Genomic DNA, 26,756 nt, shown 5'->3' on the forward strand with positions numbered 1-26,756 from the left:
TCCTTTTTTCCTGGATAAGCTGAACCTTAGATCTTCCAATTAGCGTATTACGCAGACTGCGGTGAATGTTTGGACTTCCGGCCGCTGTTGTCTGCAGATTTCTGTGATTTGTACCGCTGTTCGCGGTGGAAATCCGCAGACTGCCTATGCTTTCGAAGCGAGCTTTCCTTCGGAAAGCTTTCAGGCGGACGCTATCGCTCCTACAGTTCCAAACTTCCCCTCCGCTGCTCCCGCCATTAGGCCGTACTTCTGTCCAGCTTATATTTTTTATTTATTAGTTTTGGGTTGCTCTGTCGTAGCCGGCTTGCTTGATCTCCATCCATTCCTGAAGACCAAGGCGGTCCAGTTCTTTTAAGTAGTCATCCCACTCGGCATCGATTTTGCCGTTCTGGTACCATTCGGTACGCATTCTGAGCACATAGGCGAACAGGTCGGTTTCGATCGTAGTCAAGCGGTCCAGCTCTTCAATGGAATGGAAGACGCTTGGCATTACATTCTCCGCCTTCATCTGCGGAGCCATGATGTTCTTGATGATATCCATCCGGCCTTTGGCGTCATCCGGCATGGTGGTGTATTTATTATAGTAGGAATCCAGAATTGCCAGCGGTCCGCCGATGCTTGTTTTCTCGCGGAGCTCCACCGGAGCGGCACCCTCAAGCGGCAGATGCTTCAGCATTCCCTGTGCTTCATCGAATTCGAAGATGTTCTGCTGTGACTCGTCCCCGTAGGTCCCCCAGTTGTTCTGCACGGACTGGATCGGATCATACAGCTGATCTACCCATTTGGCCGTCGTCTCCAGGTTTTTATTGGCGCTGGTTACAACCATTTTGCCGCGTCCAAGCCCAAGACCGTTCGTCCGGGTCACGTTCACCTCTCCATCCGGACCGGCGAGCGGCGGCATCACCTCGTAAGCATCGTTGGCTCCGGAGATGTTCGCTTTGTCCCATGAGAAGTACAAGCCGTATTTCTGATCCTTGCCTTTGGCCAGATAAGTGCTCCAGTCCTGCGTATAAGCTTCTATATCAATGAGTCCTTCTTTATACAGCTCATGAATAAAAGACACCGCATTCTTATACCCTTCCTCCGCTGCTGTAAATACTACTTTTCCGTCATTGCTTACAACCGCATGGTCAGGATTCTCGCCCAGTCCGAAGGAACCGAACAGGAAGGCCAGATCCTCCGCTCCCGGCTTATTAATGAAGGACAACGGAATTTCATCAGCCTGGCCGTTGCCGTTCGGGTCTTGCGTTTTGAAGGCAATCAGCACTTTTTTCAGCTCATCTGTCGTTGCCGGCATCTTCAGTCCCAGCTTATCGAGCCATTCCACATTGATCCACGGCATGCTGTCCACCGCCTGGATTCTTTCTTTGCCTTCCCCAAGCTCTTCAATCCAGGGAAACGCATAGATATTGCCGTCAGGTGCTGTAATCATGCTTTTGTACTCAGGAGCTTCTTCCAGCACCTTTTTAAAATTAGGCATGTTGTTCTCAATCAGCTCATTCAGCGGGATAATGGCACCGTCTTTGGCCAGCTTCAGCAGCTCATAGTCACTGTAGTCCGCATTAAAAATCGCATCGGGAAGATCCCCGCTGGCGACTGCCAGATTTCTTTTTTCTACGAAGACGTCCCGGGTGAAGTTTTTCCAGTTGATATGCACATTTGTTTTTTCTTCAAGGCGCTTATTGATCAGCTTGTCGTTCGGATCGGCCGGGGCCAGCGGTGAGCTCTGTGTAATGAAGTTCAAGGTGACTTTACCGTTCGGGTCCTGCTCCTTACTGGCAGCATCTCCGCCTCCTCCCCCGCCGCCGCATGCCGCAAGGAACATCAGGGAAGCGATTACTGAAGCAGAGCCGGCTTTCGACAGCACTTTGGATCGTTTTGCTCTTTTCATAAGATATGACCTCCAGATTGAATAGAAATAGAAGAAGCTTATCTATGTGCAGCCTGCCCCTACTTGATGGAACCGACCATGACACCTTTTTCAAAATACTTCTGGAAGAACGGATACATAATGATCAGCGGCAGACTGGAGACCACAATGGCAGCATATTTAATGATTTCCGACAGCCGTTTCATCTCCGCCGCAGCCAGCTGGTCGCTGATCATACCGGGGTCCACCTGGTTCTGGATCAGGATTGAACGGAGCACGAGCTGCAGCGGGTGCAGGTCCGGATTATCGAGATAAATCATCGCGTCAAAATAGGAATTCCATTGTCCGACGAACGCATACAGCGCCAGCACGAAAATAATCGGTTTGGAAAGCGGCAGCACAATATTGAAGAAGATCCGCATCTCGGACGCCCCGTCCACATTCGCCGCTTCCTTGAGTTCATTGGGCACACCTTTGAAGAACGTTCTGGACAAAATAATATTCCACACATTGACGGCCCCGGGGATGATGACAGCCCAGACGGTATCCAGCAGCCCCAGATTTTTGACCAGGAGATATGTGGGGACAAGCCCTCCGCCGAAGAACATGGTGAAGAGGAACAGGGTCATAAACAAACCTTTTCCCTTCAGCCTGTCATCCGACAGGGCATATCCGGCACAGATGGAGACCATGACTGTCAGGGCGGCAAAAGCGGTGGCATAAAAAATAGCATTGGCAAATCCCCGCAGCATCGCCGGATTGGTAAGAATCATCTCATAGCCTTCCAGGGACCAGTCCGAAATACGGAACGACAGCCCTTGGCTGAGCAGAACCGACGGATCCATAAAGGATGCAATCACCACGTAAACCAGCGGAAGAATGACCACCAGCACGGCCAGCGTCAAAAACACGGCGTTCAACGAGAGCATAAAGCGGTCCAGCCGGGAATGTTTTACGAACATGACTTGTTGACTCCTTTCTTAGTAGAGGCCTTCGCCTTCGTTCAGCTTCTTCACAGTGAAATTCACGGTAATGAGCAGGATGACGTTAATGATCGAGTTGAACAGCCCCACGGCTGCGGAGTAGGCATAGTCGCCGGACTGCAGGCCGATTTTGTATACGTAGGTTGGAATAATCTCTGAAGTTGGCAGGTTCGTGGCCGTCTGCATCAGATAAGCCTTTTCAAATCCGATCGACATAATCCCGCCTGCAGCAAGGATAAATACAATTGCCATAATGGGCCGGATGGTCGGCAGATCAATATGGCGGATTCTTTGCAGGAGGTTGGCTCCGTCCAGGTTGGCTGCGTTATGTAACTCAGGGTCCACATTGGCCAGCGCGGCCACATAGATAATGGAAGCCCAGCCCGCACCCGTCCATATGTCGGACAGAATATAAATCCAGCGGAAGTACTCCGGACGTGACATGAACATCACCGGCTCGCCTGTAATCCAGCTGAACAGCTGGTTAATGGGACCTGTCGGGGATAAAAAGATGAACAGCATCCCCACCACCACGACAACAGAGATGAAGTTAGGCGCGTACAGAAACAGCTGAATGTTCTTTTTGACGCCCGCCCGGCGGACCTGATTAAGCATCAGTGCAAGCAGGATCGGCACCGGGAAACTCAGAATCAGGCCGAACAAGCTTAATTTAAGCGTATTCATAAAAATCACTTCAAAGTTTGGGGAAGACAGGAACTTCTCAAAGTTATACAGGCCGACCCATTCGCTGCCCAGAATCCCTTTGATCGGACTGAAATCCTTAAAGGCAATAATGGCCCCGTACATCGGACCGTATTTGAATATCAGCGTCAGGACTAAAGCCGGGGCGAGCATTAAATACAGAAAGTAGTGTTTCTTTAAGTAATCCCACAGCGGACTCTTCTGCCTGGCCGCCAGTTTCCGGCGGTCTATTTCTATTGAATTTTGCAATACCTTGACCTCCATTCATGTAGAAGGGTGATAGCCTGCTGCAAATGCGCCATTGAAAGGCTTACATTTTTACGTATACGCCCTTAAGTTCATTTACAATTTATCAGAGACCTGGCATTGAGTCAATACATTTTGTAAAAATAAATTTGTTCATTTGACAACATGTACCCGGCTTATATTTCGTTAAAAGTAGGCAAAAATCAATAGAAGGTGCATTTTTAGCGCTACCAACCGATAAACTCAGAGTAATACATTCATTTTTATCGATATTTATGGAAATTTTTACATATATATCTTTTATAAAATGTAAACATAATTGTGCATTTGTAAATTCAACATTGCATTTTTTGTGAAATTATTGTACATTTAAGGGAGTAAAAAAGGCTGTGAGGTCTGTCTGTTAGAGGGCAAGAACACAATCATACCGAGGTGAAATTACATATATGGCAAGAGGAAAAGTAACGATTCAGGACATCGCCGATGCGCTCGGGATTTCCAGAAACACCGCCTCCAAAGCCTTGAACGGGACAGAAGGCCTCCCTGAGGAAACCCGCAACAAGGTTATTAAGAAGGCCATTGAGTTAAAATACAAGCAGTTTTCCATGATGGAGCCTGAAAGCATCCTGCCCAAAAGCTCCCGCAACATTGCATTACTGACAGAGAACCTGCCGAATACTTCCCATTTTGGCTCGACGCTGATCAGCGGGCTGGAGAAGCATATCAGTGCCGAAGGCTACAATCTGTCCATTCATATCATCCGGGAGATCGAGCAAAAATCGCTGTCCCTCCCCAATAATTTTGATGTATCCAATGTGGACGGCATCATCTGTATTGAGCTGTTCAATCTGGAATACAGCAAGCTGATCACAGACCTCGGGGTGCCGACCATTTTTATCGACTGTTCCGCACATGTCTGTTACCCGGAATTCCATGCGGATATCCTGCTGATGGAGAATGAGCACAGCACTTATCACCTTACCAGAAAACTAATTGATGGCGGTTACACAACCCTCGGGTTTATCGGCGATTACAGTCACTGCATGAGCTTTAATGAACGATGGACCGGCTTCAACCGTGCACTGAAGGAGGCAGGAATCCCGCTCAACTTGGAGCAGTGTGTACTGGACGAGGACCGGCTGTTCTTCGCCACCCCGGAGTGGGCGGGCGGGAAATTACAGGACATGCCTGAGCTTCCCTCTGCTTTTGTATGCGCTAACGACTACATCGCCGTAAATTTCATGAAATCCCTGAAGCAGATGAACCGTTCCATTCCCGGGGATATCGTTATCTGCGGTTTCGACAACGGTCCGGAAGCAAGCATCATTGAACCGCATCTGACCACCGTGCATATCTTCAGCAATGAAATGGGGATTAAAGCCGCGGAAATACTGCTGTCACGGATTGATAATCCGGAACAGCCCTATCAGGTCTCGCATATTTACACCAAGCCGGTGTTCAGAGATTCAACGCTGAATATCCGATAAGTGGATTTTCTCCACTAGACATGCGGCAAAGCTAACATGAAAATTTATTTGAAATAGTTAGCTAATTATGGATAAAAAAGATGAGTTTACTCTGGTGAAAAAAGAAAAAAAGCCCTAATGTAGAGAGAGTAGGCAGGTTACCCACATCTCTCCACAAAAGGAGCTCAACCATGGGTAACATATCGCAAAATTCAGTTTTACGCAAGTACTTACAGCATTTAATGTTAAATTCTTTTCGTTGTCCGTTCGCAGATCATTATGCTAAAAAACTTACCGTCGGAGCCGCGATTACACTTTTTGTAGAAGCTCAGTTGCAGCAAAGGCGTACTCTCTCCGACATTGTGCTCAATTTGGAAACGAATGCGGAGCTTCAGGACATTACCGGACTCACGACCATTCACGAATCGACCTTGAACCGTAAGCTTGACACCATCCCTCTCGCTTATCTCGAGTGGTTGTTTGCCGAACTCGTTCAGGAGTTAAAAATGCGAAAAGCGAAAGCTAAGGGCATCAAGCACCTTGGAACGTTGGCACCTGTCGATTCAACCAGCCTTTCGCTACCCAAAATACTCGGCGACTGGGCGTTTTATCAAAACAAGACCAAGGGTGTCAAAATCCATACACGGCTGCTTTCGCTGGAAGCCGGGTGCCATTTTCCGGATGAGATTGTCCTTTCCACCATCGGTGTGTCGGATCAACAAGCGGTCAAATATCTCGTTGTCCCCGGAGAAATCACCTACATTTTCGACCGTGGCTACGTGCATTACGGAAACTTCAGAGAATGGTCGGAAGGAACGGTGCTGTTTGTTGCCCGGATCCGTGCAAAAACAAAGTACACCGTGCTGACCGAACATCCCGTTTCGGGTAGCAGCCATATGACTCGGGACGCTTACGTTGAGATTTTGGATAAAAATTCGGGCCAAACGTTTTGTGTCCGCCTTGTACAATTCCAAGATAAGCATGGAAAAATCTACGAGGTCATCACCAATCGCCAGGATCTTTCAGCCAAAGACATTAGTGAAATTTATCGCTGCCGCTGGCAAATTGAGCTGTTTTTTAAATGGATTAAGCAGCATCTGGCCACCGTAACTTTCCACAATCATCACCCGCATGCAGTGTGGGTCCAATGTTATATTGGAATCATTACGGCGTTGCTATGTCAGCTCATCCATTTAGAAGTACAGCCTACCCTAAGTGTGTGGAGCATGCTGCGAAAGATGAGATACTACGCCATGAAAGACTGGGATGTATTTGTTGAAGCGCTGAATCGCGAACCGACCCGTCGTTCTAAAGGGCGGCAAAAGATTCCTAGGCCCGCAGAAACTCCAGTACAAACGAAAGAAAAACGAGCGACGGTAAAAATAATTCTGGAATAACCAATAACATATACCTTTATTTGGTAACTAAACCTACGACTTAAGGAGCCACTGTTCTTTTTTCGTTGAGTCCACAAAGCTTACTGTAAAATTATTACTTTCGGTTTGGTTTAGCTCCCATGTAAGTTTGTATGCATGTCTAGTGGATTTTCTCCGGCTAAATCCAACAATTTTCATCCGTTACGATATTTAGTTGGAAATACTCCATCTATTCCGGGATAAGTATGCCTTTGAAGCCAACCGGTGAGATATTAAGTGGAGTTTTTCCCACTAGTCTTGTAATACTGGTGTTTGTTGAAGAACTAGATGGACAAAATCCACTTAGATAATTCACCATAAGTCCCATAAAACTTTTTTCCATAGACGGGATGATGATATATAAGGGAGGCCAATATGATCATTATTTTCTGCCAGGACCCGCTGGATGCCAAGAAACCGGATATGGACTATGAGGCCGAATGGCATGCGGCGCAAGCCGCAGGCTTTCAGACCGGGCTGCTGTCCCTGGAAGCACTGCTGGAGGGGCAAGCCGCCCGTTCTATCCGGAAGGTTACGCCTGCGCTTCATAGGGAAACTGCTGTGTACCGGGGCTGGATGATGAAACCGCAGCATTACGAAGAACTCTATCATGCACTTCTTGCGAAGAATATAGAGCTGATCAATGATCCCGCTGCCTATGCACACTGCCACTACCTGCCCCATTCCTATCCCGGAATATCATCCATGACGCCGCGCACCATTTGGCGCAGTTGTCCGGAAACGCCCTCCGATTGGGAGGACTTGTTCGGACAGCTTGCCGTGTTCGGAAGGTCTCCCTTAATGGTGAAGGATTATGTGAAGTCCAGAAAACATGAATGGGCAGACGCCTGTTACATGCCGGATGCTTCAGATCACAGCAATGTGCAGCGTGTAGTATCCAACTTCATGGAAAGACAGGGGAACGGACTGAGCGAAGGCCTCGTGATCCGTGAATTTGTGCAATTAGAAACTCTTAAGTCCCATGATAAGAGCGGCATGCCGCTGTCCAAGGAGTACCGGATCTTTTTTCTGGATCATCAGATGATAGCCTTTCTGAATTACTGGGATGATGCTGCCTATGACGGGGAACATCCGGATCTGGCGCCTTTTGCGGAGATTGCCCTGAATATCCCCAGCCGCTTTTTTACGATGGATATCGCCAAAACTGCAGAGGGCCGCTGGATCATTATCGAGCTGGGAGACGGCGGAGTTTCGGGGTTACCTGAGCAGACGGATATCCGTGCTTTTTATGAGAAGCTGCAAGAAGGCTAATACCGCCCGATCACCCGCTGCTCCAGCTTTTTTTCCGACTGCTTATATACAAGGTACGTCATTTCGGTCAGATTCACGATTCCAAGGCCTCTCTCACTTATAATTGAATACGTATTTGAGCCCATATCACAGTTCATCCTCACGCCGTCATAATAGATCCGTTCCACCGGTGTATGCCCGTGAATTACCGCCTTGCCCCGGGTTAACCCCAGCAGCACTTCCCGCGGATATTGATAGAAATCATATTCATTCATCCACAGGATGTCCCGGTCCTGCTGCTCCAGCGGATTGCGGGGATCAAGCCCGGCATGGGTGTACACATATTCATCATCTTCATACAATAAAGGCAGCGTGTACGCCCATTCCATATGCTCCTTCCTTATTGCCTCATCTGCAAAAACAGTATCAAAGCTCTTCAGCGTCTCCCGCCCGCCATGCTGAAGCCACAGCTTGTCCCCGCGCAACAAATAATCGGCCATCATTTCTTCGTGATTTCCCATGACAGCATGAACAGTGTCCAGATTCTGTTCAATCAGACGTTTGACCAGCTTTACTACACCCGCTGAGTCTTTCCCGCGGTTGATCATATCGCCGCCGAACACCAGCTGATCCAGGCCGAAATTGACCCCCGCTTTCTTTATGAGCAGCTTCAGCCCCTGTTTATCCCCATGAATATCGGTAACAAAAAATTTTCTTATCCCCATTGTCTCTTCCCCCTTTAAGTCCGACCACTAAAGCACCCGAATCTTATCCTTTTTTTATCATAACCCTCCGCACCGTCCCGGGACAGCTTCGCCTTTACCATTTTGCAACTATTTTGCAGGGGCGTTAGGATATACTAGCCACAGATGAATTTAAGGAGATTATGACTGATGAACAAATCCGGCCTAAGTGCCCTTCTCTTAATAACACTGTTATGCGCAGCTTGCGGAACGCAAAAAACACCCGGTGAACTGCTCAAAGCCCCCTCCCAGGGCAGTACGGATGGGACCTTGACGGGCATTGTCAGAGCTTACCTGCCTTCCAATGCCCGGCTGACCGTGCCTGTGCACTCTGAATCAGGAAGCGCCATCCAGCTGCAGGATCTGGACAATGACGGCCAGGATGAGATTATGGCCTTCTACAAAACAGACAAAACCGATTATGAGGTCAATGCGCTTGTCCTGGCGCAGGCCGGCGGAGACTGGAACAAGCTGACTACGATTACCGGAGTCGGCAGTGAACTGGATTACGTGCAGTTTGCAGATGTCACTGCCGACGGGGCTGCCGATATGCTGCTCGGGTTCAGCGGCGGTAAAGGACTGAGCAAAGAACTGTCTGTCTACAGCCTGAACGACCGTACACTGTCCGAGCTTCTCAAGCAGCCGTATGACCAGCTAGCTGTCGGCGATCTGACCGGCGAAGGCGTGACGGATATTGCCGTCCTGCAGGCCACTTTCGAGACGGATATGCAGCCGGTGTCCCGGCTGCAGTTATTCAGGCTTCAAGGTGGACAGAAGCAGCGCTTAGCCGATCAGGCCATGGACGGTGCGGTGATTCAGGCACAGTTCGCCAAGGCGGCTCCCGGGGCCAGTGCCCTGATCGTCGACGCCGCTGTCGGAGCCCATTCCGCCTATACCCTGCTTCTTAATTGGGAGAATGGACAATTTATTGATATACTTGCAGCAGATGATTACCAGCATGAGAAGCTGGCAGAGAGCAGCAATATTGAACTGCAGACTGCTGCTCCGCAGCCTGAAGGCAAGCTCGGGGGCAACAATATGGCAATCAAGGACTATCCGCTGGACAGCGCAGACGTTAACGGTGACGGGATTGTCGAGATCGGGTTCCTCGTTCCTCCTGCAGGTACGGAGAGCATGGCACCGCTGGCCACCCCGTTCATCAGCAAATTTTATCAGTGGGACGGGCAGCAGGGCCTGAAGTTTGTAGAGGAGCGCTTTGACAGATGGGGCTTTAACTTCCGTATTCCGGAGACCTGGGCGGGCAAATATGTCCTGAATATTGCGGAGGAATCCCCTGCGCCATGGGAGCAGATGGTCTTCAGCTACCGTGACGCCGATTCCGGCCAGGAAGCTCCGCTGCTTACGCTGCGACTGCTGACGAAGCAGGAATGGCAAAGTGCCGAAGCTGAGCTGAAAGCACAGAAGGCAGCTTACCAGCTGCTCTATGAGCTGCAAAATACAGAAGCCGCCGCACCGACTGTGCTCGTCGCCGTTCTTCCGCCAGCGGATGCTGCCGGCAAGCTGAGCGGTTCCTCCCTTCAGGAGTACGATCAGCTTAAGCTGTTACCCGAGGATGTGAAGCAGCTGGCCGGCACACCGCAGCAGCCTCTGCAATAAGTAAGGAGGACCCCATGAAGGTGCTTGTACTGGAAGACGAGAAGCCTATTCGGGATTTTCTGCTGGTCAATCTGAAGCGCGCCGGCTTCGAGGTGGTTGAAGCCGGCACAGGCGAGGCCGCCCTGGCTGCCGCCAGAGAGCAGCGGGATGTGGACGTTGCCATTCTGGACCTCATGCTTCCCGGCATCAGCGGCTTCGAGGTATGCAGTCAGCTGCGCAGAGAATTTCCCCGGCTCGGGATCATCATGCTGACGGCCAAAAGCCAGGAAATTGATAAGGTCATGGGCCTCGATTCCGGCGCGGATGATTATGTAATCAAGCCGTTCAGCCCGGTTGAGCTGTTGGCCAGGGTCCGTTCACTGTACCGGCGGATGTATCCGGGAGAGGCCGTGCTGCAGGAGAACAGCCTTCAGCTGCCCCCTTTTACCCTTATGCCGGATGAACGCAAGCTACTGAAGAACGGGCTGGAAATTTCTTTGACGCCCACCGAATTTTCAATCGTCAAGCTGCTTATGGAGCAGCCTAACAAAGCTGTAAGCCGCGACGATATCCTGACCTCTGTGTGGGGGCAGTATTTTATGGGAGAGCTTAAAATTGTCGATGTCAATATCAGCCGGATCCGGCAAAAAATCAGCCAAGACGCCTCCGGGCTGCAGTACCTGGAGACGGTGTGGGGATTTGGCTATCTATGGAGGGTACAACATTGCTGAAAGGTATCAGGTCCCGGCTCATCGTCTATATCACCATCGTGCTCCTGCTGATCGTCCTGCTGCTGGAAGGCGTATTTATTGTCGCTGTCCACTACTACTATCTGGGCACCGCCATGGAAACGCTGAACTCCCGGGCTGTAACCTCCGCCACTTTTTTCAATAAATATCTGGAGGGTTATTCCATTCATGACCGGGCCAGATACATCCTGGAGAATCTCTCCCCCGAGGAGAGCAGCAAGGTGGAGGTACTGAACATGGATGGTATTGTCATCATTAATTCTTTCGGCTTCTCTACCTCGGAGCAGATCAGTACGCCTGATGTAAAAACCGCGCTGGCCGGTGGCAAAGGAACCTACCAGAGCCTGACACCGGTGAACGGTGAGCGGATTATGGCGGTGTCTCTTCCCCTCCGCGAAGCCGGTGCAAATATTGGTGTACTGCGCTACTCTGTCTCTACGGAGCCTTTGTACAGCGTGATTTTCCGGATTGTGATGAATGCCGTATGGGTAGGGCTGCTGGTCGTCCTGTTCGGCTTTGTGCTCAGTCTCATTATCGCCAAACGGATTGTGGGGCCTATCCGGCAGCTAACCTCTGTCGCCAAAGAGATGGCCACCGGCAACTTGGGTGCCAAGGCAACCAAACATCATGACGATGAAATCGGCACACTTGCTGTCACCCTGAATTACATGTCGGAGGAGCTGCTGAGGAGTGAAAAAATCAAATATGACTTCATTTCTTCCGTCACGCATGAGCTGCGTACGCCTCTGACCTCTATAAAGGGCTGGGGCGAAACGCTGCTTATGGGTGATTTGTCCGATAAAAAAGAGACCCTTCAGGGTCTCGAGGTCATGACCGGTGAAACGGACCGGCTGATCGGTCTGGTTGAAGATCTGCTGGACTTTTCCAAATTCCAGGCCGGTGAGATCACGGTGGAGCTCCAGCCTTATGACCTAAGGGGACTGCTGGAGGATCTGCTGCTGCAGTTCCGGTACCGAGGCCAGAATAAGCAAATCCGGCTGTACGCCGAATTTCCGGACCAGCCGCTGCCGGTCAACGGGGATTTTAACCGCCTGAAGCAGGTGCTTGTCAATTTGCTCGACAATGCCTTCAAGTTCACGCCTGCAGACGGGGAAGTCCGGATCACCGCCGCCGAACAGGACGGGCTCATCATCGTTACGGTTCAGGATAACGGAGAGGGCATTGAAGCAGAAGATCTGGAGAAGCTGGGCACCAAGTTCTTCAAAGGCAAATCACGCCAGTCCGGAAGCGGTCTCGGCCTGGCCATCTGCAAGGAAATTATCGGGCTGCACGGCGGCCGCCTGCGTTTTGAAAGTGAATTAACCAAAGGAACCTCTGCGATTATAGAACTGCCGCTGTACCGTCTGTAGCAGCGGATATGCTGGCCGCTCTGCACTCAGAGTGGTCTTTCTATAGTGAAAATCTCACCTACCGCTGCATAATTGTTCCCGGCCAGGCGGCTCACTGCCGCCAGCTTTACCGGGTCAATCCTTCCCCCGTCATAGATTTCATCCGCAATGTGAAACTGTACGACCCTGCCGATGAGCAGCTCAAATCCCGGAAATTCGACAGCGCGTTCCAGTACGCACTCCATTCTGACCTTGGCTTCCTTGACTCCCGGTACAGAAATCACCCTGCTGTCTACAGGCGTTAACCCGGCTTCAGGAATTTCACTTTGACCGGGAGAGAGGGAAGCCGCGGTGATATTAACCTGCTCCACATTGTCCCGGTCCACAATATGCACCACAAACTCCCCGGTGTCCAGAATATTTCTCGCCGTATCCTTAGGTGTGCCCCCGGAATGCTGAACCGACAGGGAGATCATCGGCGGATTCGAGGAGACAATATTGAAATAACTGAAGGGTGCACCGTTCAGCACCCCATCCTGCGACCGGGTCGTTACAAAGGCAACCGGCCGTGGAATAATGCTGCCCGTCAGCAGCTTGTAGTTGTCTCTCTCCGTATTGTCTTTCGGGTCAATTGTAATCACAGTCATCATCCCTTCTCAGCCTTTAATTAATCCAGTTCTCTGACCACAAAAGGCAGGAGAACCTTCTCGATTTGTGCTCTATGAGGTTCATACTGCGCAGGCAGTTTCAATTCCGAGCCCATAGTCTCCGGCGTTTCATCATGGGCAAAGCCCGGAGGATCGGTAGCAATTTCGAACAGAATTTCGCCATGCTCTCTAAAGTAGACTGCGTTGAAATAGTTCCGGTCCTGCACTGCAGTTACACCATATCCATGATCATGCACATAGTCCTGCCATTCCAGCTGATCCTGGTCATCCTTGGCTCTCCAGGCAATATGATGCACTGTTCCGACACCCATTTCGCCGCGCGGCAGGGCCGTCATTTTCAGATCAACCACATTTCCGAGTTCTCCGGCAGAACGGTAGCGTGCGATATCATTTTCCCGGCCGGTATACGTCAGCCCCATCACCTTTTCCAGCAATTCAGCTGTTGCTTCCGGCTGAGTGGACAATAATGTGGCACCTCCGAACCCCTTGATCGCAACCTCCGGTGTGACGCCGCCGAAATTCCAGGAATTAAGCCCGCCTTCCTCCCGCTCCACCAATTCCAGATGCAGGCCATGCGGGTCATCGAATTCCAGTACCTGCTCCCCGAACCGTTCCATTTCTGTAAATTCAACCTTGAACTTCGTAAGTCTCTCCTTCCAGAAGCCCATCGCCCCGACAGGGATAAGATAAGTCGTTACGCCGACCTGTCCGCCGCCGAGTTTGCCCGGATAAGCATTCGGCCATGGGAAAAACGTAATAATCGTTCCCGGCTTTCCTCCATCATTTCCGAAATAAAAATGGTACGTGCCCGGATCATCAAAATTGACCGTCTGCTTCACCAGCCGGAGCCCCAGCACCCCTGCGTAAAAATCCATATTTTCCTGCGGATGGCCGACAATTGCTGTAATATGATGAATCCCCGTCGTTTGCTTTGTCATTATAAATCTCTCCTTTTGATTGTTGTATTAGATTGGTTTATTTTTGTCGTCGTTAACAATAATCTTAATATTAATATATTAGATAAATAATTATCTTTACGTTAAGATAATTTCCTTGATTTCAATTTACTCACTTTTTGCCGAAAAGTCAAGGGTTTGAAGAAGATATTTTAAAGTTAAGATAATAAGGCCCTCAAATAGAGAGCCTCGTTACGTAAATCATCCACTTTATGCTATTTCATGCTGCTTACCCCTCTTGTCCACCCTGAAATTCCGTTTCATCCTGAGGCACCTTCCTGCCTGCGGCCTTAGCCTGCTCAAGCAGCTCCGCTCCGTCATCCTGAGGTTTATAGCCGATCAGATCCTTCAGGTAAGCGATATCGTAGTAGTTGTCGCTGTTGGCAGACGTCCCGTACAAATTTAAATATTTCATCCCCTCATCCGCCTCAATACAGCAGGTGACCAGCTGCAGCATATCGCGTTCAGAAATCCAGATGTGGCCTGCGCGCTCGGTGTGAGGGCGGTCGTCTTTCGGAAAGTTGCCGATACGGATGTTGATGGACGATATTTTGCCCTGATCCGCATACAATCTGCCCAGCAGTTCAATATAGCACTTGCTCAATCCGTAAAAGCTGTCCGGACGGTAAGGGTCACCCGGATCGATTTTCTCATCTGTTTTGTAGAAACCGGTTGCATGATTGGAGCTGGCGAATACAATGCGCCGTACCCCGTTCTGAACTGCTGCTTCAAACAGCTTATAGGCACCGGCTACATTTCCCTGCAGCACCTTGCCCAGAAAATCATCCTCATCCTTTATCCAGGCAAAATGCAGTACCGTATCCACACCCTGCGTCAGCTCCGTGAGGCGTGCTTCATCCGCGATGTCCATCTGCAGTATGCCCTGACTCCCGTCCGCCTCTATATCCGTTCCCGTCACGTCATATCTGCCGTCTTCCTTCAAGCCCCGGTAAATTACATTGCCGATTACCCCTGCTGCACCTGTTACAAGCAGTTTACGTGTCATCAAATGCCAGCTCCTCTCACCGTTCATTGGATGGTTGCGCTGTTAGTTATTACCCGCAGGGGAAGGAAAATATACAAAATAATCTAAGCCTCAATATTTCTCATCACCGCAGCACCGTTCTATAATAGAAGGAAGTCAAAGGAGGGTATTTATGAGCGCAGAAACACCTGTTGAAGAAACCATCACCATTTCAGACGGCCGGCTTCAGGGGTTGCATCTGGCAGAGAGCGGGACACTTGCCTGGCTGGGTATTCCGTATGCAATGCCTCCGGTCGGGAAGCTCCGCTGGAAGGCACCGCGTGCAGCCGGACCTTGGAGCGGCATATTACCCGTACGTGATTTTAATAACAGCAGTATGCAGCTCATGGATGGGGTCCCCGGCGGCAGTGAAGACTGCCTGTATTTGAATATCTGGCGGCCGGATCATAAGGAAACGGGCTTACCTGTATTTGTCTATCTTCACGGAGGCGGCAACATCAGCGGGTCAGGCCGGGATTTTGCAGGCGAAAAGCTGGCACGTGAGACGGACGCTATTATAATTACGGTGAATTACCGCCTGGGTGCGCTGGGATTTTTCCGGCATCCTGCCCTGCGGACCGGCGATCCGCTGGACGACTTGGGAAATTACGGTCTGCTCGATATTCTGCATGCGCTGAAGTGGGTACATAAAAACATTCACTATTTTGGCGGCAATCCGGGAAATATAACGCTGGCAGGCCAGTCTGCAGGTGCAAGAAATGCCCTGGCCGCTTACCTCTCTCCGCTGGGTAAAGGGCTGTTTCACAAGCTGTACATCATGAGCGGAGGGTTAACGACAGCCCCTGCTGAAGATGGTGACGCAAAGGCTAATGACATGCTGAAGGCATTGTTAGTACAAACCGGGAAAGTGTCTTCACAGGAGGCGGCCACCGAATGGATTGCCCGGCAATCTCTAGAAGCAGTCTCCGATTATCTGTACAGCACACAGGCTGAACGTTTTGCCGGACTTATCCGTGATACCGGTCTCCGGATGGCGGCATTTCCCCATTTGTTCGAAGACGGCACCGTCTTACCGGAAGGCGGCTTTGACAATCTCCATAAGCATAGTCATGAAGGCTTGCCGGTTGTCTTAGGAAGCACGGCCAGTGAATTTTCCGGCTTTGCGTTAGGCGACTCTCTCTTCTCAGACCACGTACACAACGGGAAGCTGACAGATAATATGGAGCACAAACTGCTTTTTGCAGCGGCAAGTCAATATGGAGATGAGCTGTATGCCTCATTTAATGCAGAGCAGACAGCAGTAAGGCTGACTGCCGTGAACCCTGAGATACCGGTTTTTGCTTACCGTTTCCGCTGGGGACTGCATGATGGAGTGACCGCCCCGGTGGTGCGGTTTCTGCTGGGCGCTCCGCATGGCGCAGATGTACCTTTTTATACGGGAAAATATGACGGCAATTATGCCGAAGGTGTAATTTCTGCCGATAATGAACCCGGACGCAGCAAGCTCTCTTCGTTAATGTGCCAATATTTGCGTCATTTTATCTATACTGGTGATCCTAACGCTGAAGGGCTGCCCCGGTGGCGGCGCTTTACCGGTAATCCTGAATATGCTGAAATCCTGTCGCTGGATGCTACAGAGGAACAGGCAGTTGTCCAGGGAGAACCCAAGCTCTTCCGGCAAGGGATTTTGTCCAGAATGATGGAGGATTCCCGGTTAACCGGTGAGCAGCGGAGCTGGCTTACAGGGCAGCTGTTTGCGGACCGCTTTTTCTGGAAGGACAAAACGGGTTAAATACAATAGACAATGAACTCCAACTAACGAAAGGGACATGACGTGTGATAATGTATTTTGTTCTGTTCGGGCTCGGGCTGTTCGCCGGCATCTCCGGTTCGCTTGTCGGACTCGGCGGCGGCTTCATCGTCGTGCCTGCGCTTGCCTTTATGTATCCCGATATGCTCCCGGCCCACTTGGCCGGTACATCCATGGCGATGCTGCTGTTCAATTCAATTTCCAGCACTTATGTGTATGCCAGGCAGAAACGGATTGACTATCAGGCGGCGCTCTGGTTCGCTGCGGCCTCGATACCGGGCTCGGTGGTAGGTGCGCTGTTTGCAGAGCGTGTGGAAGGAAGGGCGTTTTTCGTCAGCTTCGGGATCTTCCTGATTCTCATTGCCCTGCTGCTCCTGTTCAAGCCGAAAAAGCCCCTCGTCTGGCCGTTCAAACCAACGGTCCAGCGGAGCTTTAGCGATGCCGGCGGCACGCGTTTTGATTATGCCTACCACATGCCAACCGGCGTAATTATCAGTTTTTTTGTCGGCTTCCTGGCCAGCCTGTTCGGCGTCGGGGGCGGTAGTCTGATGGTTCCGACGATGACGCTGCTGCTTGGTTTCTCAACGCATATTGCGGTTGCCACTTCCATGCTGCAGATTTTCCTGTCTGCTATCGTAAGCACCTCTACGCATGCCTACTTGTCTAATATCGAGTGGCTGATGGTGCTGTGCCTGGCGCCCGGCGCCATTATCGGCGGCCAAATCGGCGCCCGTCTGGCCAAACGCCTGCCGGCCAAGCTGCTGCTCAGGCTGCTGGCGGTATTCCTGATTATCGTATCAGTGCGGTTGATGATGAAATAACAGGAAGGCCTGACCAATGAACTTTGGATGTACCATCAGGAGGGTTAAACACAACTGCGTGGAATGTTGGGACTTCCGGCCGCTCTTGTCTCCAGATTTTTCAGTTTATATCGCTTTTAGCGGATGAAATCCGGAGACAAAGCGTATGCTTCCGAAGCGAGCTTTCCTGCGGAAAGCTTTCAGGCGGACGCTATCGCTCCTACAGTTCCAAACTTCCCCTCTGTTGCTTCCCGCCTCCAGACAACCCTTTGGTTCAGTAATCAGGACACCTCCTGTTTTACCTCACCAGGGAAGCCGGTCCTCCATATAAAAGAACCCGCCGGTCGGCCCATCCTCTGCCAAGGTTGCATAACGCACTGCAGTCTTGGCACCTTCTTCAGGGGACAGCTCCGCTTTGTCTCCGCCCATGCGTGTTTTCACCAGGCCCGGATGTACGGTGTTGATCTTCAAATTTGTATTCGCATATTTATTAGCCCAGTATACTGTCAGCATATTCAGTGCCGCTTTGGAGGCTGCATAAGCAGGAGTAGCGATCCGCTGTGCCAGCTCATTGCTTAATTGAAACTGGATCGAGCCCAGGGCGCTGCTCTGGTTGACGATTCTGCCCGCATTACTTTTCAGCAGCAGCGGCAGCAAGGCTTCGGTAATATGATAAGGCGCAAAGGTATTCACCTCAAAAGTAGTCTCAAACGCACCCTCGGCCCCGGTACTCTCCGCCCAGATTCCCGCATTGTTCACCAGGATATCCAGCTTTCCGTACTCTTCCCCGATCCATTTGGCGAGTGCAGCTATGTGCTCCTTATTAGTCACCTCAAGCTCTACACCAACCGCTTTAATCCCTTGAGCCTGCAGCCTGCCGGCCGCTTCTCCGGCATCACCCTTCGTACGTGTCGACACGAGCACTGTCATGCCCTGTTCCCCTAATTGTCTCGCCACCTCATATCCGATTCCTTTGCCTGCTCCCGTTACCAGCGCAATTTTGTTGCTCATCCTACATTCCTCCTAATTTATATGTTAAAAGCTTTGCTAAAACTACGGTTAACGCGTAATCAGCTCCGGTGATTTGATGTTGTGGACCGTCTCCAGATGCTTGAGGTACGCAGCCGCGCTTTCGGCAATTTCTTCATCCGTCACACGGTTGGCATTATGCAGGGCAAATGGCTGCAGATACAGCGCACTGACATAATTGGCCAGCGCCTCGACCGGTTTGGCAATATCGCGGATAGTGAACAGGTTGTATCCTCCAGGCTGATAAGAAGCTGCTGTTCCTACGGTGGAAATGGCTATCCCGATTTCTTTGCCTTTCAAATGTTCACCACCCGGCCCGAACGCCCAGCCGTATTCGAGCACTTCATCGAACCACTGCTTTAGAATCGGCGGTGTGCTGTACCAATACAACGGGTATTGAAAAATAATCCGGTCATGCCCGTCCAGCAGTGCCTGCTCTCTGGCGATGTCGATCTTTTTGTCCGGGTAGGCCCCGCTGAGCACATGGACAGTAATATCCTTTTGCTGCTCCAGCACCTCAGTCCAGGCCTTGCTGATCCGGGAGCTGTTTAAATCGGGGTGTCCTACTATAACTAATGTTTTCATAGTTTTTCTCTCCTTTCGAATTTGGGAATGATCGTTCTAATTAGATTAAAAAAAATTTGCGCAATGCGCGTTTTTTTATTTTTTTAAAATATGCATGGATAAATCTGCAATCCGCTGCAGCTGCTCCTTGGCCGCGGACGTCCGTGCCATTACCCGGAGCCCGACGAGGCTGTTGTGCAGGTAAGCTGCCAGATCCGCTGCGCTGAACTGTGTGTTAAATTCGCCGTTTTCCTGTCCACGGACTACAATCTCGCGGATCATCTGCTCTGTGTGTGCAAAGCCTGCCCGGGATTTCGCATCCACTTCCATGTCCCTGATGGCAAGCTCCGTAGCTGAGTTCACCAGCATACACCCCGGGGGCATATTTTCCTCGCCAAAAATCATATAATCGAACACAAACTGCAACGCTTCAGCGGCACTTCCGGCCTGCCGGACTCCGGCGGTCAGACTTTGGTTCACCTTTTCGCCAAAACGGTCGATAGCTTTGAGGAACAGCGTGTGTTTATCTGTAAACGTATCATACAGGCTTCTGCGGTGAATACCCATATGCTCGACCAGGTCGTTCATGGAGGTTTTCTCATATCCCTGTTCCCAGAACAGCTTCATTGCTTTATCCAGAACCTCGTTCTCCTCAAACTCCTTGCTTCTTGCCATTGCTGAGCTCCCCCCTTGATCATTATAAGTATAGCGGGCTGCGGCCGGTAAGGAAAGGGATGGATGATGAAGCTTGCTGCTGCCCCCGTTTAGCTGACCGCAAGCACGGAAGCTTCGTTGATACCTTCGAGCCACCGGGATGCCTCTTCTAAGCCGGTAAAGCTCTGCTGCTGATAGGGAAGTGTTCCCAGACCGTTAACGGTGCGGTTAATGCTCATTTTGGCGATTACGCTGCCGGGTTCAACCAGAGCGAGATAACGGAGCCCGCTATTATAGACATGCTGTACAAAAAACTCAGACATCCAAATTTTATCCAGCTCCTTGATCGCTGAACCGTGACGGGTGTCCATCAGCACCTTGTCACTGTTCTTCAGTTTCAGCAGTTCGGCTCCCTTCAGCAGAATCAATTGAAACTCCTCTCCGTAAGAAAAGCCGTCCCATGTAATCGTCACTCGCTTCATACCCTCATCCCAGGTTACAGTGCCATGTGCAGATTTAAAATAATTCATCTCCATCAGCTCCTTAAGCTTTATGTATCGGGAACGATCATTCTATTTTGTCGGTATTGATCTCTGTTCCCTTGCTTTATGAACCCATCTTAGCATATTGGGAATGATCAGTAAAGAATTATTTTTACTGATCATTCCCAATAGAAAAATTTGCTTAAAGGGGATTCAGTACATGGAAAAAAGCATTGGGCGAAGCCATGCGGTAATAATAGCTGCACCAGCCCGTACCTTTGTTATTGGTCCGGTTATGGGAGCTGAACGGCAGCCGCTCCTGTTCCAGCTCTTCAATCTTCGCGATGCGACCTGCGGTGTAGTCCGTTAATCTCTGCGCAGCGGAATCAAGCCGGCTCAAGACGCCCCCATAACGGATATCGAGCACCTCCCAGCCGAACGGCTTGAACATGCTGTACCATAGCGTACGGTGGGCATCCCGCAGTTCAGACACAGCCTCTGCAATGGCAGGGAGTTCTTCCGCAGCTAACTGTTGCAGAGCCTCCATATCCTGATCATCATATGCCTGCTTCAGCGCTATGCCGATCTGGCTTTTGCGTTTCAGGACTCCGCACAGCTTCTCGGGTACAGTTAATATCGTCTCTGCTTTGGGAGAACCGGCCCGTGCGGAACGGATTCGCTGTTCGAGCTGTTCATAATGATCGTTAAGCGCAAGTCCTTCAATCTGCAGATCAAACAGTCCAAGCAGCACATCCTGATACAGCAGGAATTTAGAAGGGTTGCTCTGAATGCGGTTGCCCGGTTCCGAGCCGGGAGTTTCATCCAGGTCCTTCATCAGCAGATAGCTCTCAGCAGAAATACCGGTGCAGAATTCCGCGCGCTCTGCTATCTGCTGCCATTCCGGCTGCACAGGCGAATATGCATGCTCTGCATAGAGCTGGAGCCCGAGCAGTGCCGCAAAAGGATTCCCTTCGTTTCCGTCGTCCCCCCACAAGGTGGCATATACCTCACGGATGCCTTCTTTCTTGCACACCTGCAGCGCTGTATCGGAAGCGGGCAGAGACAGGCCGTAATTCACACCAAAGGTATTAAAAATCCACACAGCACCTGCAAACGCCAGCCTCGTGCCCAGCGGCCGGTGCTTGGCGATCTGCTTCTCATACTCTACCGCTTCCTTATGGCCATAATCCCAGTAGACCATCTCCATATCTTTGGGAATACGGTTTGCCATGTCTTCCGGGATCTGTGTTTCCGAATCATAGTAATCGCTGCCGCTATCCGATGCCAGCTTGAGGAACATATCACTCCACATCATCGGCTTTAATCCGTGCTTGCGTACCTCGTCCAGCACAATCTCCAGATGGGCAGTCATGATCTCCAAGCGGTCTATGTACCCGTTGCGGTCCAAATATTTACCGCGGCCCAGCTCCTCCGCCTCGTCCATGCCGATATGGATTTTGCGGCTGCGGAAGGGAGCACTAACCGAAGATATCATCCGCTCTACAAGTACCCGGGTCTGCTCTTCCCCCGTAAGAAGAGCTCCCTTCGTATCCCGGTAATAGGATACCGGTTCCCACTTCAGGAACTCCTCCAGATGGGCAAGCGTCTGAATGCTGGGAAATGCTTCGATGCCGAACTGGTCGGCATAGTCGTCAATCTCCTTCAGTTCTTCCTGCGTGTAACGGCCCCGCATATACCCGAAATAAGGCTCCTCCTGAATCTCATAGGTATCCTCCATATAGAGCATCACGGTATTGAGTCCCATCATCGCCATCTTGTTTAGCATCAGCTTGAAGCTGGCTGTCGTAAGCACGGCATTGCGGGACAGATCGAACATGGGTCCAACCAGGTCGAATTGCTGCTGTTCCCGGATATGAAACGGCTTCCCCGTGCGCCAGTGCTGAATAAAAAGCCCAAGCCCGCGGAAGAACTGATGCTTCTGATGATAACGGATATAACCTGTTTCCTTCTCCCATCCGACCTCAAGGCCGCTTTCCAAGGTTTCGACCTGTACGGTAAGTCCGTCTTCCCCCATCTCCATGCCCAGTTCGGCAGACAAAACCTTCACCCCAGACAGCAAAGAGGTTATATCCCCTGCAAAATGAATCTTCATCGCCCTGCCTCCGCTCCAATAAGTATAGAAAACTCTCCTCGACCCAAAAACAAAAATATTCCTCAATCCACAGAAAGGCAACTTTCAACCAACAGAGAAAGAATCTTCAATCAAAAGAAAAACAACTCCAATCAAAAGAAGAACACCACCCATTAACATTATAACGTTATACTGATTACTCGTTTTCTATGCTATCTTAAATGTATAAGGAAGCGCAACACATGTTTTTCCGCTGCAGCTGCAATGAACATAGAAAGAGCGGATTTCATCCGGTATGTTACCGCAGAAATCCGCCTCTTAGCTAATTGTAAGTGGGTTGATAAACAAACGTGTTTATGGATAGCCGCCTAAGCATGGTGATGTACTTCTACTAATCAGGCTCTAAGCAAGCTAAGTGGATTTTCTCCATTTATTTTTCTATCAGACACCGAAATTACAATGCTAGTTGGAAAAACTCCAGTTAATTTCACTTAATTTGTCTTGAAAGACCTATATGACCTAAATTAAAGGGAGTATTTCCAACTAATCATCCTATAGAGTAAAAATTCGCGAAATTAAGTGGAGAAAATCCCACAAAACTTAGGGCATACTTTGGATAGTAAAATAACCTAAATTTTTCGAGGTTGGTTAAAGGAACATAAAAAAGCCACTGCTGATTTTCAGCAATGGTTTCATGTGCTTGGTGGCGTCCCTAGCTCTAAGCAAGCTAAGTGGATTTTCTCCTTCTATTTTTCGTTCAGACACCGAAATTACAATGCTAGTTGGAAAAACTCCAGTTAATTTCACTAAATTTGTCTTGAAAGACCTATATGACCTGAATTAAAAGGAGTATTTCCAACTAATCATCCTATAGAGTAAAAATTCGCGAAATTAAGTGGAGAAAATCCCACTAGAGCATACTTTGGAAAGTAACCTCAATTTCCCGAGGTTAGTTAAAGAACATAAAAAACCAGCTCATCATTATGAGCTGGCTTTGTGTGCTTGGCGGCGTCCTACTCTCCCAGGACCCTTCGGTCCAAGTACCATCGGCGCTGGAGGGCTTAACGGTCGTGTTCGGGATGGGTACGCGTGGAACCCCTCCGCTATCGCCACCAAACGGGCATCTGCGGTGCAAATGCTTCAGGAACTTGATTCCTGAAAACTGAATCCGAAACGAATTTGTGTGTTAGTTTTTTGGATAAGCCCTCGACCGATTAGTATTGGTCAGCTCCATGCATTGCTGCACTTCCACCTCCAACCTATCTACCTCGTCGTCTTCAAGGGGTCTTACTAGTTGGGAAATCTCATCTTGAGGGGGGCTTCACGCTTAGATGCTTTCAGCGCTTATCCCGTCCGTACGTAGCTACCCAGCCATGCTCCTGGCGGAACAACTGGTGCACCAGCGGTACGTCCATCCCGGTCCTCTCGTACTAAGGACAGCTCCTCTCAAATTTCCTGCGCCCACGACAGATAGGGACCGAACTGTCTCACGACGTTCTGAACCCAGCTCGCGTACCGCTTTAATGGGCGAACAGCCCAACCCTTGGGACCTACTTCAGCCCCAGGATGCGATGAGCCGACATCGAGGTGCCAAACCTCCCCGTCGATGTGGACTCTTGGGGGAGATAAGCCTGTTATCCCCAGGGTAGCTTTTATCCGTTGAGCGATGGCCCTTCCATGCGGTACCACCGGATCACTAAGTCCGACTTTCGTCCCTGCTCGACTTGTAGGTCTCGCAGTCAAGCTCCCTTATGCCTTTGCACTCTTCGAATGATTTCCAACCATTCTGAGGGAACCTTTGAACGCCTCCGTTACTCTTTAGGAGGCGACCGCCCCAGTCAAACTGCCCGCCTGACACGGTCCCTGTACCCGCTTAGGGTACCAGGTTAGAACCTAGATACGATCAGGGTGGTATCCCAACGGCGCCTCCACAGAAGCTTGCGCTCCTGCTTCTACGGCTCCCACCTATCCTGTACAGATCGTACCCAAATTCAATATCAAGCTGCAGTAAAGCTCCATGGGGTCTTTCCGTCTTGTCGCGGGTAACCTGCATCTTCACAGGTATTAAAATTTCACCGGATCTCTCGTTGAGACAGCGCCCAAGTCGTTACGCCATTCGTGCGGGTCAGAATTTACCTGACAAGGAATTTCGCTACCTTAGGACCGTTATAGTTACGGCCGCCGTTTACTGGGGCTTCGGTTCATAGCTTCGGATTGCTCCTAACCACTCCCCTTAACCTTCCAGCACCGGGCAGGCGTCAGCCCGTATACTTCGCCTTGCGGCTTCGCACAGACCTGTGTTTTTGCTAAACAGTCGCTTGGGCCTTTTCACTGCGGCCCCCTCGGGCTATTCACCCTACCGAGGCACCCCTTCTCCCGAAGTTACGGGGTCATTTTGCCGAGTTCCTTAACGAGAGTTCTTCCGCGCGCCTTAGAATTCTCTTCTCGCCTACCTGTGTCGGTTTGCGGTACGGGCACCTTCTCCTGGCTAGAGGCTTTTCTTGGCAGTGTGAGATCATGACCTTCGCTACTGTAATTTTCGCTCCCCATCACAGCCCAGCCTTACGGTATGCGGATTTGCCTGCACACCAGCCTCACTGCTTAGACGGACATCCATCAGTCCGCGTCACTACCCTCCTGCGTCACCCCATCGCTCATAGCGGATTACGGTGGTACAGTAATTTCAAACTGTTGTCCTTCGACTACGCCTGTCGGCCTCGCCTTAGGTCCCGACTTACCCTGAGCGGACGAGCCTTCCTCAGGAAACCTTGGGCTTTCGGCGGATCAGATTCTCACTGATCTTTTCGTTACTCATACCGGCATTCTCACTTGTATGCTGTCCAGCGCTCCTTACGGTACACCTTCAACCCACATACAACGCTCCCCTACCCCTGGATCGACTTCACTCCAGCTTCGAAGCACATGTGTTTATCCCCTGGAAGCATTTAGCCATTCATCCTTGCAGATGATTCCTGGCAACAATGTCCTCCGGACAAACACCGCCTCAAAGACGCAGTGAAGTCGATCCAAGCCATAGCTTCGGTGGTGTGTTTAGCCCCGTTACATTTTCGGCGCAGAGTCACTCGACCAGTGAGCTATTACGCACTCTTTCAATGGTGGCTGCTTCTAAGCCAACATCCTGGTTGTCTGTGCAACTCCACATCCTTTCCCACTTAACACACACTTGGGGACCTTAGCTGATGGTCTGGGCTGTTTCCCTTTTGACAATGGATCTTAGCACTCACTGTCTGACTCCCGGCAAGAAGTAAATGGCATTCGGAGTTTGACTGAGCTTGGTAACCCTTGCGGGCCCCGCACCCAATCAGTGCTCTACCTCCACCACTCCATTCACCGAGGCTAGCCCTAAAGCTATTTCGGGGAGAACCAGCTATCTCCGAGTTCGATTGGAATTTCTCCGCTACCCCCACCTCATCCCCGCACTTTTCAACGTACGTGGGTTCGGGCCTCCAGTGCGTGTTACCGCACCTTCACCCTGGACAGGGGTAGATCACACGGTTTCGGGTCTACGTCCACATACTTAGTCGCCCTATTCAGACTCGCTTTCGCTGCGGCTCCGGCTTCTCACCTTAACCTTGCATGTTAAACGTAACTCGCCGGTTCATTCTACAAAAGGCACGCCATCACCCATAAAAAGGGCTCTGACTTCTTGTAAGCACACGGTTTCAGGTTCTATTTCACTCCCCTTCCGGGGTGCTTTTCACCTTTCCCTCACGGTACTGATTCACTATCGGTCGCCAGGTAGTATTTAGCCTTAGCAGATGGTCCTGCTGGATTCATACGGGGTTTCACGTGCCCCGCACTACTCGGGATCCGTCTCGGAGAGAACACAGTTTAGGTTACAGGGCTTTTACCTCTATCGCGGGCCTTTCCAGACCTCTTCACCTACCATATTCTTTTGTAACTCCATGTGAGACGTCCCACAACCCCAGGAGGCAAGCCCCCTGGTTTAGGCTGTTCCGCGTTCGCTCGCCGCTACTGACGGAATCACTATTGTTTTCTCTTCCTCAGGGTACTTAGATGTTTCAGTTCCCCTGGTCTGCCTCAACACACCCTATGTATTCAGATGTGAGTGACTGCGAATTACCACAGCCGGGTTTCCCCATTCGGACACCCCCGGATCAAAGCTTGCTTACAGCTCCCCGAGGCAGTTTCGTTGTTCGCCACGTCCTTCGTCGGCTCCTGGCGCCTAGGCATCCTCCGTGTGCTCTTATTAGCTTAACCAACGCTACGGTGTTTCGCTTGTTTGCTCATCTTGTTTTGAATAGCGCGTCCGGATCACTCCGTACGCTAGAATATTCAAAGCCAAAAGTCGCTTCACAATCGAA

The 26,756-nt window shown here is 50.6% G+C and carries 20 protein-coding genes and 2 rRNA genes; 8 read left to right on the forward strand and 14 right to left on the reverse strand.

From position 1 onward, the window contains the following. Window positions 1–274: 274 nt before the first annotated feature. From C2I18_RS07270 to C2I18_RS07280, 3 genes are all read right to left on the reverse strand, one after another. The gene (locus C2I18_RS07270; protein WP_481857923.1) at window positions 275–1,825 is read right to left on the reverse strand and encodes an ABC transporter substrate-binding protein; all 1,551 of its coding nucleotides are present in this window, start codon (window positions 1,823–1,825) and stop codon (window positions 275–277) included. A gap of 125 nt (window positions 1,826–1,950) precedes the next feature. Continuing rightward, window positions 1,951–2,832 (reverse strand): carbohydrate ABC transporter permease, encoded by an 882-nt coding sequence (locus tag C2I18_RS07275; protein ID WP_249900598.1) that lies wholly within the window; start codon window positions 2,830–2,832, stop codon window positions 1,951–1,953. 18 nt (window positions 2,833–2,850) lie between these two features. After that, window positions 2,851–3,708, reverse strand: coding sequence for an ABC transporter permease (locus C2I18_RS07280; protein ID WP_249902033.1), 858 nt, complete (start codon window positions 3,706–3,708; stop codon window positions 2,851–2,853). 539 nt (window positions 3,709–4,247) lie between these two features. Here C2I18_RS07280 and C2I18_RS07285 point away from each other — a divergent pair. From C2I18_RS07285 to C2I18_RS07295, 3 genes are all read left to right on the forward strand, one after another. Then, window positions 4,248–5,288 carry a LacI family DNA-binding transcriptional regulator gene (locus C2I18_RS07285; RefSeq protein ID WP_249900599.1) on the forward strand — a complete coding sequence of 347 codons (1,041 nt, stop codon included), beginning with the start codon at window positions 4,248–4,250 and terminating at the stop codon, window positions 5,286–5,288. A gap of 170 nt (window positions 5,289–5,458) precedes the next feature. Beyond that, window positions 5,459–6,664 carry an IS4 family transposase gene (locus C2I18_RS07290; protein WP_249898578.1) on the forward strand — a complete coding sequence of 402 codons (1,206 nt, stop codon included), beginning with the start codon at window positions 5,459–5,461 and terminating at the stop codon, window positions 6,662–6,664. Between the two features lie 393 nt (window positions 6,665–7,057). Continuing rightward, window positions 7,058–7,954: an ATP-grasp domain-containing protein gene (locus C2I18_RS07295; RefSeq protein WP_249900600.1), complete on the forward strand. Its 897-nt coding sequence runs from the start codon at window positions 7,058–7,060 to the stop codon at window positions 7,952–7,954. Here C2I18_RS07295 and C2I18_RS07300 read toward each other — a convergent pair. Then, a complete protein-coding gene (locus C2I18_RS07300) occupies window positions 7,951–8,658 on the reverse strand; it encodes a metallophosphoesterase family protein (RefSeq protein WP_249900601.1) in 708 nt (235 codons plus the stop codon). The two genes, C2I18_RS07295 and C2I18_RS07300, sit on opposite strands and share 4 nt — an antisense overlap. Before the next feature lie 168 nt (window positions 8,659–8,826). Between C2I18_RS07300 and C2I18_RS07305 the strand changes: the two genes are divergently transcribed. Genes C2I18_RS07305 through C2I18_RS07315 form a run of 3 tightly spaced genes read left to right on the forward strand, consistent with a single transcriptional unit; the run spans window position 8,827 to window position 12,391 of the window. Further along, the gene (locus C2I18_RS07305) at window positions 8,827–10,293 is read left to right on the forward strand and encodes an FG-GAP repeat domain-containing protein (protein ID WP_249900602.1); all 1,467 of its coding nucleotides are present in this window, start codon (window positions 8,827–8,829) and stop codon (window positions 10,291–10,293) included. Window positions 10,294–10,307: 14 nt separating this feature from the next. After that, window positions 10,308–11,003: a response regulator transcription factor gene (locus C2I18_RS07310; protein WP_249900603.1), complete on the forward strand. Its 696-nt coding sequence runs from the start codon at window positions 10,308–10,310 to the stop codon at window positions 11,001–11,003. Beyond that, window positions 10,997–12,391 (forward strand): sensor histidine kinase, encoded by a 1,395-nt coding sequence (locus tag C2I18_RS07315; protein ID WP_342760335.1) that lies wholly within the window; start codon window positions 10,997–10,999, stop codon window positions 12,389–12,391. Before C2I18_RS07310 ends, C2I18_RS07315 begins: the two co-directional genes overlap by 7 nt. A gap of 26 nt (window positions 12,392–12,417) precedes the next feature. On the opposite strand, the gene C2I18_RS07320 is transcribed toward C2I18_RS07315, so the two are convergent. The 3 genes from C2I18_RS07320 to C2I18_RS07330 form a co-directional block, all read right to left on the reverse strand. Next, window positions 12,418–13,011, reverse strand: coding sequence for a flavin reductase family protein (locus C2I18_RS07320; protein WP_249902035.1), 594 nt, complete (start codon window positions 13,009–13,011; stop codon window positions 12,418–12,420). 26 nt (window positions 13,012–13,037) lie between these two features. Continuing rightward, window positions 13,038–13,976: a ring-cleaving dioxygenase gene (locus C2I18_RS07325; protein ID WP_249900604.1), complete on the reverse strand. Its 939-nt coding sequence runs from the start codon at window positions 13,974–13,976 to the stop codon at window positions 13,038–13,040. 247 nt (window positions 13,977–14,223) lie between these two features. Next, window positions 14,224–15,000, reverse strand: a complete 777-nt coding sequence (locus C2I18_RS07330) for an NAD-dependent epimerase/dehydratase family protein (RefSeq protein ID WP_249900605.1) — start codon at window positions 14,998–15,000, stop codon at window positions 14,224–14,226. Between the two features lie 151 nt (window positions 15,001–15,151). Here C2I18_RS07330 and C2I18_RS07335 point away from each other — a divergent pair, with 151 nt between their 5' ends. Both C2I18_RS07335 and C2I18_RS07340 read left to right on the forward strand, forming a co-directional pair. Beyond that, the gene (locus C2I18_RS07335) at window positions 15,152–16,771 is read left to right on the forward strand and encodes a carboxylesterase/lipase family protein (RefSeq protein WP_249900606.1); all 1,620 of its coding nucleotides are present in this window, start codon (window positions 15,152–15,154) and stop codon (window positions 16,769–16,771) included. 50 nt (window positions 16,772–16,821) lie between these two features. After that, on the forward strand, window positions 16,822–17,610 hold the full coding sequence (locus C2I18_RS07340) for a sulfite exporter TauE/SafE family protein (protein ID WP_249902036.1): 789 nt from the start codon (window positions 16,822–16,824) through the stop codon (window positions 17,608–17,610). Window positions 17,611–17,892: 282 nt separating this feature from the next. On the opposite strand, the gene C2I18_RS07345 is transcribed toward C2I18_RS07340, so the two are convergent. The 7 genes from C2I18_RS07345 to C2I18_RS07375 all read right to left on the reverse strand — a co-directional run bounded on the left by C2I18_RS07345 (window position 17,893) and on the right by C2I18_RS07375 (window position 26,652). After that, window positions 17,893–18,600, reverse strand: a complete 708-nt coding sequence (locus C2I18_RS07345) for an SDR family oxidoreductase (protein ID WP_249900607.1) — start codon at window positions 18,598–18,600, stop codon at window positions 17,893–17,895. 48 nt (window positions 18,601–18,648) lie between these two features. Continuing rightward, window positions 18,649–19,203, reverse strand: a complete 555-nt coding sequence (locus tag C2I18_RS07350) for an NAD(P)H-dependent oxidoreductase (protein WP_249900608.1) — start codon at window positions 19,201–19,203, stop codon at window positions 18,649–18,651. A gap of 75 nt (window positions 19,204–19,278) precedes the next feature. Next, a complete protein-coding gene (locus C2I18_RS07355; RefSeq protein WP_249900609.1) occupies window positions 19,279–19,857 on the reverse strand; it encodes a TetR/AcrR family transcriptional regulator in 579 nt (192 codons plus the stop codon). A gap of 89 nt (window positions 19,858–19,946) precedes the next feature. Next, the gene (locus tag C2I18_RS07360; RefSeq protein ID WP_249900610.1) at window positions 19,947–20,366 is read right to left on the reverse strand and encodes a hypothetical protein; all 420 of its coding nucleotides are present in this window, start codon (window positions 20,364–20,366) and stop codon (window positions 19,947–19,949) included. A gap of 154 nt (window positions 20,367–20,520) precedes the next feature. After that, window positions 20,521–22,431: a beta-N-acetylhexosaminidase gene (locus C2I18_RS07365; protein ID WP_249900611.1), complete on the reverse strand. Its 1,911-nt coding sequence runs from the start codon at window positions 22,429–22,431 to the stop codon at window positions 20,521–20,523. 979 nt (window positions 22,432–23,410) lie between these two features. Next, window positions 23,411–23,527, reverse strand: a 5S ribosomal RNA gene (gene rrf / locus C2I18_RS07370). Window positions 23,528–23,604: 77 nt separating this feature from the next. Then, window positions 23,605–26,652, reverse strand: a 23S ribosomal RNA gene (locus C2I18_RS07375). Window positions 26,653–26,756 lie beyond the last annotated feature (104 nt).

This window comes from Paenibacillus sp. PK3_47, assembly GCF_023520895.1.
Taxonomy (GTDB): domain Bacteria; phylum Bacillota; class Bacilli; order Paenibacillales; family Paenibacillaceae; genus Paenibacillus_AQ.

Excerpts from the sequence above, each read along its gene's own strand:
- C2I18_RS07325 (WP_249900604.1), bottom strand. The coding sequence starts at position 13,976 with ATGACAAAGCAAACGACGGGGATTCATCATATTACAGCAATTGTCGGC.
- C2I18_RS07290 (WP_249898578.1), top strand. The coding sequence starts at position 5,459 with ATGGGTAACATATCGCAAAATTCAGTTTTACGCAAGTACTTACAGCAT.
- C2I18_RS07300 (WP_249900601.1), bottom strand. The coding sequence starts at position 8,658 with ATGGGGATAAGAAAATTTTTTGTTACCGATATTCATGGGGATAAACAG.
- C2I18_RS07285 (WP_249900599.1), top strand. The coding sequence starts at position 4,248 with ATGGCAAGAGGAAAAGTAACGATTCAGGACATCGCCGATGCGCTCGGG.
- C2I18_RS07355 (WP_249900609.1), bottom strand. The coding sequence starts at position 19,857 with ATGGCAAGAAGCAAGGAGTTTGAGGAGAACGAGGTTCTGGATAAAGCA.
- C2I18_RS07365 (WP_249900611.1), bottom strand. The coding sequence starts at position 22,431 with ATGAAGATTCATTTTGCAGGGGATATAACCTCTTTGCTGTCTGGGGTG.
- C2I18_RS07350 (WP_249900608.1), bottom strand. The coding sequence starts at position 19,203 with ATGAAAACATTAGTTATAGTAGGACACCCCGATTTAAACAGCTCCCGG.
- C2I18_RS07345 (WP_249900607.1), bottom strand. The coding sequence starts at position 18,600 with ATGAGCAACAAAATTGCGCTGGTAACGGGAGCAGGCAAAGGAATCGGA.
- C2I18_RS07340 (WP_249902036.1), top strand. The coding sequence starts at position 16,822 with ATGTATTTTGTTCTGTTCGGGCTCGGGCTGTTCGCCGGCATCTCCGGT.
- C2I18_RS07360 (WP_249900610.1), bottom strand. The coding sequence starts at position 20,366 with ATGAATTATTTTAAATCTGCACATGGCACTGTAACCTGGGATGAGGGT.
- C2I18_RS07330 (WP_249900605.1), bottom strand. The coding sequence starts at position 15,000 with ATGACACGTAAACTGCTTGTAACAGGTGCAGCAGGGGTAATCGGCAAT.
- C2I18_RS07335 (WP_249900606.1), top strand. The coding sequence starts at position 15,152 with ATGAGCGCAGAAACACCTGTTGAAGAAACCATCACCATTTCAGACGGC.
- C2I18_RS07295 (WP_249900600.1), top strand. The coding sequence starts at position 7,058 with ATGATCATTATTTTCTGCCAGGACCCGCTGGATGCCAAGAAACCGGAT.
- C2I18_RS07305 (WP_249900602.1), top strand. The coding sequence starts at position 8,827 with ATGAACAAATCCGGCCTAAGTGCCCTTCTCTTAATAACACTGTTATGC.
- C2I18_RS07275 (WP_249900598.1), bottom strand. The coding sequence starts at position 2,832 with ATGTTCGTAAAACATTCCCGGCTGGACCGCTTTATGCTCTCGTTGAAC.
- C2I18_RS07270 (WP_481857923.1), bottom strand. The coding sequence starts at position 1,825 with ATGTTCCTTGCGGCATGCGGCGGCGGGGGAGGAGGCGGAGATGCTGCC.
- C2I18_RS07280 (WP_249902033.1), bottom strand. The coding sequence starts at position 3,708 with ATGCTCGCCCCGGCTTTAGTCCTGACGCTGATATTCAAATACGGTCCG.
- C2I18_RS07310 (WP_249900603.1), top strand. The coding sequence starts at position 10,308 with ATGAAGGTGCTTGTACTGGAAGACGAGAAGCCTATTCGGGATTTTCTG.